This window comes from Nostoc sp. (assembly GCF_036917315.1).
Lineage (GTDB): Bacteria > Cyanobacteriota > Cyanobacteriia > Cyanobacteriales > Nostocaceae > Nostoc.
This window is the reverse complement of record NZ_JBALDR010000034.1, coordinates 159,534-173,124: the sequence shown is the minus strand read 5'-3', so window position 1 is coordinate 173,124 and position 13,591 is coordinate 159,534. Positions and strand designations below refer to the sequence as shown.

11 protein-coding genes are annotated in these 13,591 nt (G+C 44.0%); 7 read left to right on the top strand and 4 right to left on the bottom strand.

Going from position 1 to position 13,591, the window contains the following annotated elements; genetic code table 11:
* Positions 1-24 precede the first annotated feature (24 nt).
* From V7K84_RS16160 to V7K84_RS16145, 4 genes are all read left to right on the top strand, one after another.
* Positions 25-1,041: a Gfo/Idh/MocA family protein gene (locus V7K84_RS16160; RefSeq protein ID WP_334839449.1), complete on the top strand. Its 1,017-nt coding sequence runs from the start codon at positions 25-27 to the stop codon at positions 1,039-1,041.
* Entirely contained in the window at positions 1,041-1,841 is an 801-nt protein-coding gene (gene map, locus V7K84_RS16155) for a type I methionyl aminopeptidase (RefSeq protein ID WP_334839448.1), read from the top strand. The genes V7K84_RS16160 and map overlap by 1 nt, the downstream gene beginning before the upstream one ends.
* 161 nt (positions 1,842-2,002) lie before the next feature.
* Complete coding sequence (locus V7K84_RS16150; RefSeq protein ID WP_334839447.1) at positions 2,003-2,179, top strand: hypothetical protein; 177 nt, start codon at positions 2,003-2,005, stop codon at positions 2,177-2,179.
* Between the two features lie 4 nt (positions 2,180-2,183).
* Positions 2,184-2,798, top strand: coding sequence for a Uma2 family endonuclease (locus V7K84_RS16145; RefSeq protein WP_334839445.1), 615 nt, complete (start codon positions 2,184-2,186; stop codon positions 2,796-2,798).
* Positions 2,799-2,818: 20 nt separating this feature from the next.
* Here V7K84_RS16145 and V7K84_RS16140 read toward each other — a convergent pair whose 3' ends face one another.
* The 3 genes from V7K84_RS16140 to chlP form a co-directional block, all read right to left on the bottom strand.
* Positions 2,819-4,171 carry a pentapeptide repeat-containing protein gene (locus V7K84_RS16140; RefSeq protein WP_334839444.1) on the bottom strand — a complete coding sequence of 451 codons (1,353 nt, stop codon included), beginning with the start codon at positions 4,169-4,171 and terminating at the stop codon, positions 2,819-2,821.
* A gap of 811 nt (positions 4,172-4,982) precedes the next feature.
* The gene (locus V7K84_RS16135; RefSeq protein WP_334839443.1) at positions 4,983-6,344 is read right to left on the bottom strand and encodes a DUF3370 domain-containing protein; all 1,362 of its coding nucleotides are present in this window, start codon (positions 6,342-6,344) and stop codon (positions 4,983-4,985) included.
* Positions 6,345-6,691: 347 nt separating this feature from the next.
* Positions 6,692-7,912: a geranylgeranyl reductase gene (chlP, locus tag V7K84_RS16130; protein WP_099102845.1), complete on the bottom strand. Its 1,221-nt coding sequence runs from the start codon at positions 7,910-7,912 to the stop codon at positions 6,692-6,694.
* 193 nt (positions 7,913-8,105) lie between these two features.
* Here chlP and yidD point away from each other — a divergent pair, with 193 nt between their 5' ends.
* Both yidD and V7K84_RS16120 read left to right on the top strand, forming a co-directional pair.
* Positions 8,106-8,612, top strand: a complete 507-nt coding sequence (gene yidD / locus V7K84_RS16125; RefSeq protein ID WP_334839442.1) for a membrane protein insertion efficiency factor YidD — start codon at positions 8,106-8,108, stop codon at positions 8,610-8,612.
* A gap of 94 nt (positions 8,613-8,706) precedes the next feature.
* Entirely contained in the window at positions 8,707-9,723 is a 1,017-nt protein-coding gene (locus tag V7K84_RS16120) for a sulfate/molybdate ABC transporter ATP-binding protein (protein ID WP_334839441.1), read from the top strand.
* A 196-nt stretch (positions 9,724-9,919) separates the two neighbouring features.
* Here the strand turns inward: V7K84_RS16120 and V7K84_RS16115 are convergent, their stop codons facing one another.
* Positions 9,920-12,727, bottom strand: coding sequence for a M16 family metallopeptidase (locus V7K84_RS16115; protein WP_334839440.1), 2,808 nt, complete (start codon positions 12,725-12,727; stop codon positions 9,920-9,922).
* Between the two features lie 384 nt (positions 12,728-13,111).
* Between V7K84_RS16115 and V7K84_RS16110 the strand changes: the two genes are divergently transcribed.
* Positions 13,112-13,579 carry a hypothetical protein gene (locus V7K84_RS16110; RefSeq protein WP_334839439.1) on the top strand — a complete coding sequence of 156 codons (468 nt, stop codon included), beginning with the start codon at positions 13,112-13,114 and terminating at the stop codon, positions 13,577-13,579.
* Positions 13,580-13,591 lie beyond the last annotated feature (12 nt).

Here is a 13,591-nt window from a genome sequence, read left to right as displayed (position 1 = left end):
TCGAGAACAGAACTAATAAGGATAATGTATAATTCAGAGGCAGCTTTGGAAAAAGCAAAAGTGCGTGTAGGTTTGGTAGGTACTGGGTATGCGGCAAAGTTTCGGGCTGAAGCATTGCTCCACGATGAGCGATCGCATATAGTCGCAGTTGTTGGTCATACAAGAGAAAAAACCGAAACCTTTGCCAGAGAGTACCAGATTGAAGTCTTGAATACTTGGCAAGAGCTAGTAGAGCGTGAAGATATAGACCTAGTAGCGATCTCCACTATTAATCGAGATCATGGTGCGATCGCTCGTGCAGCACTTACCAACGGCAAACATGTGATTGTAGAGTATCCTCTTTCGTTGGATGTATTTGAAGCTGAGGAACTGATTGCCTTAGCCAAAGCACAACAAAAACTCCTACACGTCGAACATCTGGAACTTTTGGGTGGTTTGCATCAAGCTTTGAAGCAAAACTTAGACAAAATTGGTGAGGTGTTTTATGTTCGCTACAGCACCATCAATCCTCAAAATCCTGCACCCCGTAAATGGACTTATAACCACGAGTTTTTTGGCTTTCCCTTAATTGGGGCCCTGTCTCGCCTACATCGCCTCATCGATTTATTTGGTACAGTATTTACTGTTAACTGTCACCAGCGATATTGGGAAATAGAACCGGAATACTACCGAACTTGTTTCTGCACTAGTGAACTGTCCTTTAACAGTGGACTTTTAGCCCAAGTAGTGTACGGCAAAGGCGAAAGTATTTGGCAATCAGAACGCAAGTTTGAAGTTCACGGTGAAAAAGGTGGTTTAATTTTTGATGGTGACACCGGAATATTCGTCCAGCCAGGGGAAACAACACCTATAGAGGTTGGGCCTCGCCGGGGTTTGTTCGCCAAAGATACGAGTATGGTGTTAGACCATCTTTTTGACGGGACTCCTTTGTACGTTACCCCAGAGGAAAGCTTGTATACCCTCAAGGTTGCTGATACTGCACAAAGAGCTGCACAGACAGGGTTAACTATGTTTATGAAAGATACTTTAGATAAAAGTTAATGAAAACTGAACTAATTGTTATTTTATCCCAACGAGAAATAGAGAAAATGCGTCAAGCTGGGCGTTTAGCTGCTAAACTCCTTCAGCATCTAGAACCCTTTGTGAAACCAGGGGTTAGCACTCTCGAACTAAATGATGAAGCCGAACGCTGGACGCAAGCGCATGGCGCAAAAAGCGCACCCCTTGGCTATAAGGGTTATCCTAAATCGATTTGCACTAGTGTAAATGAGGTAATTTGTCACGGCATTCCCAACGCCAAGCAAATCCTGAAAGAAGGTGACATCATTAATATTGATGTAACGCCCATTGTTGAAGGTTATCACGGCGATACATCCAAGACATTTTTTGTTGGTACTCCTTCTCCAAAAACGAGAAAGCTGGTAGAGGTGACAGAAGAGTGTCTCCGTCTAGGTATTGCTGAAGTTAAACCTGGGGCACGCATTGGCGACATTGGTGCAGCCATTCAAGAGTATGCTGAAGGACAAGGCTTTTCTGTGGTGCGAGATTTCGTTGGCCACGGCATCAGTAATATTTTCCATACTGCGCCAGATGTTCCCCACTATGGCACTCGTGGTAAGGGCAAGCGCCTCAGATCGGGGATGGTTTTTACCATTGAACCAATGATTAATGAAGGTACTTACGAAGTCGAAGTTCTCAGCGATAAATGGACTGCGGTAACGCGCGATCGCAAGCTTTCTGCTCAATGCGAGCATACCTTAGCTGTAACTGAAGACGGCGTTGAAATCCTTACCCTTCCTGAAGGTGTGAATTACTGGAACCTAGATAAAACAGCTAGTTAGAATAATTAAGAGCAAGTATTGCTGCTCTAGTTCTGAACCTGGAAGGACAAATCTTGATGGTTTCAGCCACTATTAATATAAGCAATCTTAGCTCTGAGGCATTCGTTGCTGGCTATCTGGATGATGTACGCTACGAGTTAATTGATGGATAACTAATCGACTTGGAACCCACTGGACTTCATGAACAGGTAGCTGGGTTAATTAATCGTAAGCTCAACATCGCAATTTATCTGCTCAACTTGCTTTGGTTTATTCCCATGAAATGCCTGATTAAACCATTAGGTGAAAATTCAGCCTTTAGACCTGATTTTGTGATTCTCGATCGGATATGGAGGTAAGATTATGACTCAAGCGTTGCCCAAATTACTCGCCTTCAATGAATTTATCGAATGGTATCCCAACGATGGAAAACGCTATGAGTTGCACAAAGGAGTAATTGTTGAAATGCCGCCTCCAACCGGTTCGCATGAAAAAGTTGTAGGATTTATAGCCCGTAAGCTAACTGTCGAGTTTGATCGCCTGAATCTTCCCTACACTATACCCAAAACTGTATTGGTCAAAACTCCTTCTGCCGAATCCACTTACTCGCCTGATGTGTTGCTGCTAAATCTTGATAATCTCGACAATGAACCGCTTTTTAAAAAACAGTCAACAGTAAGCCAAGCAGCATCGGTTCCAATAGTTATTGAAGTTGTTTCAACCAACTGGCGAGATGATTACTACAATAAACTTAGGGATTATGAAGAAATGGGCATTCCCGAATATTGGATTGCTGATTATGCTGCATTGGGTGCAAGAAAGTTCATCGGCAATCCCAAACAACCCACTATTTTTGTATGTGAATTAGTTGATGGTGAATATCAAATGACCGCGTTTCAAGGTAACACCGCGATTTCATCACCTATTTTTCCCCAATTAAATTTAACTGCACAGCAGATTTTTAATGCGGCTAACTAATTTTTTATCTAGTCTTATAATTATCTTCCCAACTTATTGGGAATGCCTTCACAACCACCAGGAATAGTACCTCTGGTTTTTTCGCTACCCCAAGCGCAACAGTAGCAACGCGCAGACTCAGACATCCGCTGCACATTCGTAAAATCTGCATTTTCCACTACAGCGCCAGTGTGTTCGCCGATTTCATAATCTGGTCGTTCAGTCCGACTGCGGGGTGATGCTTTTTCCAGTAAACCGTAGAATAGGCGAATCCCGTTCAGGTCAGCACCACTGAGATTAGCATTATATAAAATTGTACGAGAAAGGTTAGCTTTTACTAAGTCACAACCGACCAGATTAGCGCGGACAAGATTAGCTTCGCTCAAATCAGTCCAACGCAAATCAGTGCCAGAAAGGTCTGCGGCGGCTAGCATTACGCCTAAATCGATGACGCGCACACCTTCAAGGCGGTCTTCTGCATATCCGCCACTCCCATCAAGAATGGCTCGACCTAATCGGCCATCGCGTTGTAGGGGTGAGAGCAACTTGGAACGTGACAAAAAACGGAGAATTTTCGCTTTCCCACTACCATCGACACTACTTAAAATTGCCGCAGTGCGTCCTTCTGCGATCGCTCTTTCTTGGGGCCAATCTTCTAATAATCCTTCTTCATCTAATACTAAGTCGGAAACGCCTTGGAAATAGGAATCAATCGTCTGTTGCTGGGTGATAATATTTTGCTGAACTGTTAGCAGGTTTTGCTGAATTGTCAAGTCTTTGGAAATGACATATTGTCGCCATGCTACGTAAACGGCAATGATAGCGATGAGAATTTGCCCCAAAGCGCCAAACCAATCTGCTAGGGTTCCAGCAATGTCCCAGTTAATTTGGCGTCCCAAAACAAGCAAGCGATCGCCTACACCTGTGAACCTGATTGTGCCGATGATGGCTACTAATAATCCCAAAAAGGCTACAAATAGCGTGCGTTCTTGGGGTGAAAACCACTCGTCTAAAACTTCTTGGAACCAAGGCAATAATATCGCCAGGGATAACAGCAAGCTTATCAGTGTTCCGATAATACCAACGATCCAGTTATTGAGGATAATTCCAATAAAGGTGATGGCGATCGCGATTAAAATAATCAGCAATGCCCTCGGCTTAACTGTGAATTGGTTGGTAATAGGTTGCTTGACTTCAGAACGAGCTTGTTGTAATGCAGTTGTATATTGGGGAGATTTTAAAGACGCGATCGCCGCTAGTGCTTGTTGTGACGCTAGTACTTCTGAATTCAGGTTCTTCTCAGTTGCATTACCGTCAAAGTCATTTGGTTGCGAATCGTTTTCGGGGTCTGGTTCTGGGGTTGGTAGATTAGAGGAATTGGATTCAATCGTCATGTTTTCTATTTTGCCCCACCAGATTCAGTTCAACATCTGTTTTATCAGAAATTGCACTAAACCAAAAACCTATATTCCATAAGACTGAGAACGCAAAGCTTTACTAAGTACAGCATTTCATTAATTCGTAGCAAATTAAATTTGGTAATACCCGACAACAATGTTAATGCGTCGGCTTAGATTGTTAATGCGTCGGCTTGGATTGTTAATGCGTCGGCTTGGATTGTTAATGCGTTGGCTTGGATTGCTAATGCGTTGGCTTGGATTGCTAATGCGTTGGCTTGGATTGTTAATGCGTTGGCTTGGATTAAAAACGCTTTTACGCAAAGCTTTACTAAGTTAAGAATAGACCTCTTGCATAAATCAAAAATAAGAAAGAACCCCACCCCGCCAAAGCTACGCTTTGTCTCCCCTCCCCGCAGGCGGGGAGGGGCTGGGGGTGGGGTATTAAGGGACTTTTGCAAGAGGTCTAATATAGCTCTTGCCCTAACTGGTTTCCAAAAGGCTGCCGCCTCCGCTGAGTTTCAGTCGGGGTTTAAATCCCCTTATGTAATGTCTTTTGTTAGCGCAACGCTAGCCCCGGATTTCTCACCACACCTCGAATGGAGGAGTAATGAGTAGTGAGTAAGGAGTAATGAGTAAGAATCTACAAGTTCTTGCACTGGTATTGCACCTGTTGCAATATGCTTATTACTCATTATTCATTACTCATTACTCATCATCAAACGCCTGAAACTTGTGAGAAATGCAGGTAGCGAGTCCGCGTAATACTAGGGAGAAGCAAGCTACGCACAGCGTCTCGTAGAGAGCGTCATTTTGAATTTTGAATTGTCAACATTTGCGGGGGCGTAGCATCAGGTGGGTAGAGAAAATCCACTTCTACCAGTCGGCGTTGGCCAGGAGATATTTTTAATTGAGCCAGCGGTTCTCCCATCTGTCCCCGTTGTTGAACTAAATGCCAATATTGGGTTCTGGGTAAGCCATTATCGTCATTGTATCGAATACGAACTGTGCCTCGGAAAAAGACAGATGGTGCGGGTGGTGAAAAAAAGCGTAGCCCTGGTTTACTTAACTCATCTTCTTTGATAGGCGTTTGGAAAAGTACATTTATAGTTTGCGGCTTATCCGTATTGTTGAATAATGGTAGAGAGATGTTGTATTCAATGCCGTAGTTGCCGTGAGCTTCGTAAGCAGTACCAGGATAACGCGCTACGAGTTTAGCAGTTTGGTTTTGTCCAGTACCCATTTTGCCAGCCAAAAGGGTACTTAAACCGTAGGAAAAAGCTTGTCCTGATTCGGGAATTGTCAGGTATAAACTATTAGAGTCGGTAACTTGTGCTTGCCAACGAGAGCCAACAGCTATCCCCGCTACTCGTCCGTAAATTTCTGTTGCTCCTGCAAGTTTATCTGGAGGACTGGGGGCAGGTTCGCGGGGCCCTGCAAAATCACCATTTTCTAATAAATTCTCCCATTCTTCTAAAGTAGGCGCTCGTTCGCTACCATCGGGATTGGGTTTGGCAAACATGGCCAGGTTCGCCATATAAACAGGACGATCGCTATACAAACGTAACAAAGTAGAACGTCCATTCAATGGCGGCGTTAAAGTCCGCACTGGAATTGGATGATTCATTAACATCCGGCTTTGTTTTGGTGGAATTACCAATTGGGCTGGCCATCCTTGTCGTCTGACTCGCAGCACATCATTCATGACGCGATCGCCCGGGCCGGCATAAATGTTTCCCCAATTATTTGACAGCATGGGGGGAAGCTTAACAAAAGGTGCGTCAGGTTGACTTACATAACTAGCTGCTTGCAAGATATTGACAGTTGCAGAGCGATCGCTGGGATTGTAAACAATCACTCCCAAATAAAGACTCCGCAAATCATTTGGCGTCTCAATCGCTCTAGCAATATGGTGAGAAAATAAATCAAACCTTCCCTGAAATGGAAAGTTTAGGTGGGCGCTGGGCACTTTTTTGCCTTGAGGAGGAAATGTAGATAGGAGAATTCCTTCACTCTTAACTACTTCTGGATTATTACTGTTAAATACTGGTACTTCGTCAAGATGTCCTGTTAAAGGTCTTGTTTGTTGGGGAACGAAGATTTCTTGCGGTGCAGGTGGAGGAGAAGGCGATGCTTGAGCTAAAAACAAATAGGAAATAAAATTAAGCATTTATTTAAAAAGCAATTTATCGCTGAAGTTCACAATACAGCATCCTAATATATACCTCCTGCGACCCGTAACAAGTTAGAGGAGGTTGCCTAGTTGAGAAGTGGCTAGGGTGAAATTAAAATCCCCGTGTCTTTAGACCGGGGAGCAATACGGTTTGGTTAAGGTTTTTTGATGAAAATTTTAGATCGCTAAATATGCGATAAATCATCAGAAAGACGCGAGAAATCGCCGTCTCTACAAAAGAGTAATTATTGTAGAGACGGCGATTCATCGCGTCTCTTGCATTAACCGAACAGTATCGAACCAGGGAGTGTCAATTGTTGCAATTTACAGGATTCCACACTCAATTAAGGTGCAAGGGCATTACCGCGAATTAAGCTACCAATCGTTTTGGCAGTAATTTTCAGTTGGGTGATGGGATTAGCTGGGACAACCGTTTTATACAGATAGCTATCGAATGTTAGCCGTTGTACATCGAGGTCATCACACATTTCCACAAAAGCTTCGCGGGTGGCGTCGGAACGATAGAACACGGTTTGCAGAATGTCCAACACCTTGTAAGTGAGTCCGTATCTTTTATCCCAACGCTTCAGGTAAACCTTGAGGTCGCCTTCTGTAGGAATCCGGCTACCACTGTTAGATGTTTCGACAATGGTTTCGGCACACATCCGCCCAGACTTAGCGGCAAAATAAATACCTTCACCAGAGGACTTGGTAACATAACCAGCAGCATCTCCCACCAAGGCGATGCGACCGACAACACGACGGGGACGGGGATGTTCGGGAATTGGGTGGGCTTCGACTTTGATGATTTTACCGCCTGCTAGCTTCTCGGAAGCACGGGCGCGGATACCAGCTTGCAACTGTTTGATGCTGGCTTTATTGATGTGCATCGTGCCAGTACCGACAGCTACGTGGTCATATTTGGGGAAAACCCAAGCGTAGAAGTCAGTAGAAACGTCATCACCGACATACATTTCGGCGAGATCGTTATAGTAGGCCATTTTGTCTTCGGGTAAGCGAATTCGCTCTTGGAAAGCGATCGCATAATTGTAATCCCCAGCGTCCATTTCTTTGGCAACGCGGGAATTAGCGCCATCTGCCCCAATAATCAGATCCACCTTCAGAGTTTTGGCAATACCCTGTGATATCCCATCTGTGTGGTCAATGTAATGAATCGTATAGGGATCGGTATTGTTTCCTGGTATATCGAGTTTATGAACAGTGGCATTAATTAAATTTGCGCCGACTTTTGCCGCGCGATCGCGCAAAAAGCCATCTAACACTTCCCGGCGGCACATTCCTATATATTCATCTTCATTTACCAAATTGATATCAACCTCGCGATTGGAAGGCGAAATCATTTTCATCTTCCGTACCCGGCGATCGATAATCTCTGGTGGTAAGTCAAATTCACTCACCATACACAGGGGAATTGCGCCCCCACAAGGCTTTGCATTGTCTAGCTTCCGCTCAAACAGGTAGGTTTCAATCCCAGAGGCTGCCAGTGTTTCAGCGGCAGATGAACCAGCAGGGCCTGACCCAATAACAGCAACCCGTAGTGTCAAAGGTCTTTCTCCCAATCTTCACATTTACCGAGAGCATACTACCACGGTCTTTCTAGTGATTTGGCGCTTTTCCTCTAGGTTTCTGCACAAATGCAATATTCCTTAATGTTTCGATACGAATTAGAGTTGGGTATTGGGCATTGGGTATTGGGAAGAATGAAGAATATTGCCTACCTAGTCCCCAGTCCTCAATATGCAGATTTCCTTATTCGATTCTTTTACTAGACAAGTTAGTACTGCCGCAATTAATGGATATCAAAAACATATTTCTCCGCACAAAGGTTTTGCTTGTGCCCACAGAAGACTATATGGCGGCGAATCTTGCTCTCAATACATTAAGCAAGTAGTTGTCAAGGAAGGGTTAAAAGCAGCTTTTGTTAATTCCCGCGAACGATTTCAAGCTTGCAAGCAAGCCAACCAAATTTTGCGAATGCAGAGCGAGAACTCAGAAGAATCCACACAGGATGAAGCGGACACGCAGCAACGACAAGCACGTGGTAAAGTTGCTCAAAAATCCTCGTTTATTAGTAGCGACAATACCAACTGTTTTGATTGTGCCGATTTGGGCTGTAATTGTGTCGAGATCGTTAGCATAACTCCCGATTGTGGTTCCCTAGATTGTGGTGCTGCTGATTGTAGTTCCCTAGATTGCAGTGGTGCTGATTGTAGCTTCCTCGATTGCGGCAGTTGCGGTAGCTAAATCTTGTTCATCCATAAATAACGATATATGGTATATGTAGGACACAGTAATCCTACCAAGGATCTGTAGATTTAGTTGCAGAGGTACAGCGGCAGTGGGCATAGTAGTTGAGAACGTCTCCAAACAATTCGGGAGTTTCAAGGCAGTTGATGAGGTCAGCCTAGAAATTAAGAGTGGTTCGCTAGTTGCATTACTCGGGCCATCGGGATCGGGTAAATCTACGCTATTACGGTTGATTTCCGGTTTAGAAATGCCAGATAGCGGCAAAATCCTGCTGACCGGTAAGGACGCTACATACCAAAGCGTGCAACAGCGAAATATTGGGTTTGTATTTCAGCACTACGCCCTATTTAAGCATCTGACTGTTAAGCAAAATATTGCCTTTGGCTTAGAAATTCGTAAGGCACAACCAAAGAAAATTAAGGGGCGGGTGGAACAGTTACTCGAATTGGTGCAATTGACTGGATTAGGCGATCGCTATCCATCACAACTTTCTGGCGGTCAAAGACAACGGGTAGCTTTAGCCAGGGCACTGGCAGTAGAACCTGACGTATTACTTCTAGATGAACCCTTTGGCGCACTTGATGCGAAAGTTCGTAAAGACTTACGGGCATGGTTACGCCGCCTCCATGATGAGGTTCATGTTACCACAGTTTTCGTTACCCACGACCAAGAGGAAGCAATGGAAGTTTCCGATGAGGTTGTGGTGATGAATAAAGGACGTGTGGAACAGGTGGGGACACCATCTGAAATTTACGATAATCCTGCCACCGCATTTGTAATGAGCTTCATTGGCCCGGTGAATGTGTTACCCAGCAACTCGAAGATTTTTCAAAGTAGCGGCTTTGATACGCCACACCCACAAGTATTTTTGCGTCCGCAAGATGTGATTTTAGAAAAGGCTTCTAACGGTACCACTACACCTGCAACAGTAAGCCGATTAATACATTTGGGTTGGGAAATTCAGGTGGAATTAACTTTCGATGACGGGCAAGTAGTGATGGCGCATTTAACACGCGATCGCTTTAATGACTTAGAGTTAGAACCCCTACAGCGAGTGTATGTCAAGCCAAAGGATGCAAAGTCTTTTCCAGTGTCTTATTCAATTTGAAGGAGGCAGGAGTCAAGAGGCAGGGGAGCAGGGGAGCAGGGGGGCAGAGTTAGAGACAAATCATTTGTATCAAGCATTTCGTAAAATGGTATAAATCATTCGTGAACAAAAAAGATCCCCGACTTCTTAGAGAAGTCGGGGATCTTTTTATTGCGAGTTTTAGCAATCAGATAGGATTACTATCTATCTAAAATAATTAGCTACCCTTGGTTACACTATCTCCAGGCCCGGCGGTGACAATCACCATATTTTCTGGTTTAATTAAATCTTCAATTGCCTGTTGCATATTAGCCATAGTGACTGCTTGAATCCGCTGGGGAAACTCTCGGATTTCTGACCGTGAAAGCCCCAAGACAGAATTATCCAAAATGATGCTTGATACATCACTAGGATTAGCTAAATCCACAGGATAGCTATTAGTAATTGAGCGTTTTGCTGCGTTGAATTCAGCCTCAGTCACTCCTTGTTCGCGTAACTGTTTTAGTAAAGCGAGAGTACTGGCGATCGCTTTTTGGGCATCTCCAGGAGCAGTCTGCATTTGAATCAAGAACGGCCCGGGATTAATCCCGGCGGCAAAACCACTATATATACCGTAGGTTAAACCTTGGCGATCGCGCACTTCTGTACCCAGGCGGCTCGATAAGGTATCACCACCCAAAATTTGATTTAGCACTAGTGCCGCATAATAACGTGGATCTTTCCGAGAGATGCCGTTATAGCCGATGTAGGTGACAGCCTCAGCTTTACCGGGAATTACTTTATTTAGTTGTGTCAAAGTTTGCGGTAATGGTACGGTTTGGATTTTGAGAACAGGTGGCTTACCTGTGGCTTGCCATTTACCAAATACATCATTTAGCAAAGCTTTTACCTTAACTGAATCAAAGTCTCCCACTAAAGCGATCGTCGTAGTATCCGGTCGGTAGTGTGTCTGGTAGAAACCAAGCAAATCATCACGAGTAATAGTCTTTAAACTCTCGGCTGTGGGAAAGCTGTGGAATGGATGATTTTCAGGGTAAATTGCCTGTTGGAACACTTGCCTTCCCAAACCTCTAGGGTCATCCAGTTGGACTTTCAGACTTGTCAATGCCCTTTGGCGACTCAGTTCTAACTGATCGGCGGGGAAAGTGGCGTTTTCTAACACATCTGCCAGAGTTTGAATCAATATAGGCAGATTTGCTGAAAGTCCCTCACCGCTGACGTTAACTCCCTCACGGCTAGCACTGAAGCTCAAACCGGCTCCCAGGTCTTCTAAGGTTTTTGCTAGAGTCAGAGCATTTTTAGTCTGCGTCCCATTCATTAAGTTGCTTGCAGTTAGATTCGCTAATCCAGCTTTTTGATTGCCATCAAATTCAGCACCAGCGTCAACTTGTCCGCTTAAATTAATAGTGGGAAGATTGCGATCGCTCAACAGCAGAACCTTCACACCATTCTTTAAGGTAAACTCTTCTGGTAGTGATTGTTTAGCTGAATCTGTTTCTGATGTAGCAGGTGGTAGATATTTCGCCAGTTCTGCTGGATCTACAGGCTTACCAGGGCTGAAATTTTCCACCGTGCGTCCAGAACCAGCGCTAGAAGTCCCTGGTTTACCATCTGGTTGAGTCGGCTCAAAGAAGCCGATGGTTTGTTGAGCCGGATTGAGGTAAGTTTTCGCTGCTTTCTGGACTTGAGCAGGAGTCACTTTTGCGATCGCAGCCAGATACCTTTCAATAAAATGATAATCCCCTGCGATCGTTTGGTTATAACCCAGTTGATTAGCCTGACTAGTGATATCTTGGTTTCCCAAAATATACGAAGCTTGCAGTTGCGTCTTCGCCCGCTTCAACTCTTCTGAGGTGACTGGCTGCTCTTGCAATTTTACTAAAGATTCCTGGAGTACCTGGGCAATTTTCCCCAACTCTTGACCGGGAGCCGCCGTAGCATCAATTTCATACCAACCCGGTTCGATGAGTTCGGCAGCACCACCACTCACTGAACTAGCGAGTCCAGATTCCACTAAAGCCTGATACAGTCGAGAACTACGTCCACCTGTAAGAATAGCATCCATCAAATCAATAGCTGGGACATCAGGATGTTTGATATCTGGCAGAGGATACACCACTTGCAATAGTGCTGTACTTCCAGGTTGCTTGAGGACAATCGGTGCTTTTTTCGCAACAGGGGTAGACGGGGAAGCGTCAGCAATGGAAGAGGAACTATCAATTGCTCTCCTGGAATTAGGGAGTGCCGTATCCTTTTTTGCTCGTTGCGATAATTTACCAAAAGTTTCTTGAACAACTTTGAGTGCGGGTTTTGTGGCAAAATCTCCAGTAATCACCAACGTGGCATTTTCTGGGCTGTAGTAGGTTTGGTAATAATTCCGTACCTGCTCCACCGTGAATTTCTCGACATCGGCTTTTGTGCCTCCCACCGATAAACCATAAGCTCGATTGGGGAAAGCAGCTCGCATCACTGCCCGACTCAGACGATAACCTGGTGAATTTTCGTATCCCTGTAACTCGGAGATCACCACCCGCTTTTCACTTGTGAGTTGTTCAGGCCCAACTAAGGAATTTTCCATGCGATCGGCTTCTAGTGTCAGCAGTGCTTCTAATTTGTCTCGCTGCACTGTGCCAAAGTAAGCTGTTTCGTCATAACTAGTAAAAGCATTGAACTGGCTACCCAAAGCACTAAACAACCGTCCAAACTGTACTGGACGGTCATTTGTACCTTTGAACATCAAATGTTCTAGCTGGTGAGAAATACCATTCTCTCCCTTTACCTCGTTGCGCGAACCAACTTTATACCAAACTTGCACACTCACCACTGGAGCAGTATGAACTTCTTTGGTTAACACCGTTAAGCCGTTGTCTAATACCGTTTTTTGCACTCCTTGGGTGAATGAGAGAGCTGAGACAGGTGTTACTGCTGTTGGTGTTGCAGCATTAGTGAAATTGCCAGGCATTGGCACGATAGTTAAAATAAGACTGAGGAAAAATCCTAGAAGCATGTACGATCGCCGTTTCATAAGCAATACAAAATTTCCAATTTTAAAATAAAACCCCAAAGGGTATTTCAAAATTTAAATCTAACTCAAGTTGCTAGTTATTGAGGGAATAAGACAAAAATGAAATCAAATCCCCTCAAAGGAGAGAATATATAAATTTATTGCTGCACTACTTTTTGCCCATAGCATATCTGGGTGCATTTGTTAAAACTACCCAAGGGTTATCAGGTTCGCAGATCGAACTTTTACAGAATATTAGAAATTATTGCAAATATATTAACAAGCATTGCAATGTGTTCCATTTTACACGACTGTAGTAATATTTACTTTTAAAATTAGTTTGATACTTATTGTCATCCCATTCGGGTAAGTATCTCTGTCAAACTAGCAAAAACTTTTTTAGATATGCAAACAAGAAACTTAATTGGATCGTTTACATTAGGTATGCTGTTAACAGCAATACCTGTATTATCAGCTAATGCCTCAGAAGTAGTACCAAACTTATACCAGTTTCAAGGTAAGAATGTCAGCATTAGTTACTCAACAACAAGCTTTATTGGCAAGCCCCTTTTTACCTATAAAGATAAGCAACAGACATTAAACTTTCAAGGTACTGAGCAGATCCGTAGTGTAGAAACAGAAATTGGTACACTAGTAACTGTGACTATCCGTAAGACAGTAGATACTGGCAATACCGTGTTTACTTTGATCTTACCCCGTGTAAACCTTGGAAAAAGCAACTCAGCCGCAGTAGAAACTAAGGGAATCACAACAACAAAACTCTTTTCTGTGATTCCTAAATTCAACCAGGGGCAAAGACAAACTTATACGACAATCCATTTGACTGGTACAGCCCAAGCTGTCGCGTTTTAACTACACAAGAAG

Coding starts and splice junctions, on each gene's coding strand:
- V7K84_RS16135 (WP_334839443.1), bottom strand. CDS start 6,344: ATGCTTAATTTTATTTCCTATTTGTTTTTAGCTCAAGCATCGCCTTCT.
- map (WP_334839448.1), top strand. CDS start 1,041: ATGAAAACTGAACTAATTGTTATTTTATCCCAACGAGAAATAGAGAAA.
- yidD (WP_334839442.1), top strand. CDS start 8,106: ATGCAGATTTCCTTATTCGATTCTTTTACTAGACAAGTTAGTACTGCC.
- V7K84_RS16140 (WP_334839444.1), bottom strand. CDS start 4,171: ATGACGATTGAATCCAATTCCTCTAATCTACCAACCCCAGAACCAGAC.
- V7K84_RS16145 (WP_334839445.1), top strand. CDS start 2,184: ATGACTCAAGCGTTGCCCAAATTACTCGCCTTCAATGAATTTATCGAA.
- V7K84_RS16160 (WP_334839449.1), top strand. CDS start 25: ATGTATAATTCAGAGGCAGCTTTGGAAAAAGCAAAAGTGCGTGTAGGT.
- V7K84_RS16110 (WP_334839439.1), top strand. CDS start 13,112: ATGCAAACAAGAAACTTAATTGGATCGTTTACATTAGGTATGCTGTTA.
- V7K84_RS16115 (WP_334839440.1), bottom strand. CDS start 12,727: ATGAAACGGCGATCGTACATGCTTCTAGGATTTTTCCTCAGTCTTATT.